At 48.6% G+C, this 691-nt stretch carries 1 tRNA gene and 1 rRNA gene; both read right to left on the reverse strand.

The features are described from left to right. Window positions 1–392 (reverse strand): 23S ribosomal RNA (locus tag VBY75_RS12685); the annotation flags it as partial. A 223-nt stretch (window positions 393–615) separates the two neighbouring features. Further along, window positions 616–691 (reverse strand) — tRNA-Ala (locus VBY75_RS12690).

Raw genomic sequence — 691 nt, forward strand, 5'->3', positions numbered from 1 at the left:
TTCAGTCAGGATATCACGTGTCCCGACCTACTCGATTTCACTTATCTTGCACCGTCACATACCGGGCTCTCACCGTCTGTGGCTCCGCTTCCCATCGGATTCTGCTAGCACAAGTTAAGCTTAAGGGCTGCTTCCCGTTCGCTCGCCGCTACTGGGGAAATCTCGGTTGATTTCTTTTCCTCCGGGTACTTAGATGTTTCAGTTCTCCGGGTTCGCTTCCTGGCACCTATTGATTCAGTGCCGGATACTCTGTAAACAGAGTGGGTTTCCCCATTCGGAAATCCATGACTCAAATGCCTCTTACTGGCTTATCATGGCTTATCGCAAGTTAGTACGTCCTTCATCGCCTCCAACTGCCTAGGCATCCACCGTGTACGCTTAGTCACTTAACCATACAACCCGAAGGTGTCTGGCATACGTGACCAAGATTGTTTGTTCTCGCTGTACACAAGTTCGATACGCCTCTACCAAATCAGTTTGTTCAAGTAGAGTGGCATTTCTTACTTTTAATATTACAATCAGCTTTTCATGTTGTTAAAGAGCACGTAACACTAAGTTACCGGTAAACATTCTTTTGCAAGAACACTTAACGCTAACGGTTACGAAGAGAAGAAATGGTGGAGCCAAGCGGGATCGAACCGCTGACCTCCTGCGTGCAAGGCAGGCGCTCTCCCAGCTGAGCTATGGCCCC

Source organism: Idiomarina sp. HB (assembly GCF_048059115.1).
Lineage (GTDB): Bacteria > Pseudomonadota > Gammaproteobacteria > Enterobacterales > Alteromonadaceae > Idiomarina > Idiomarina abyssalis.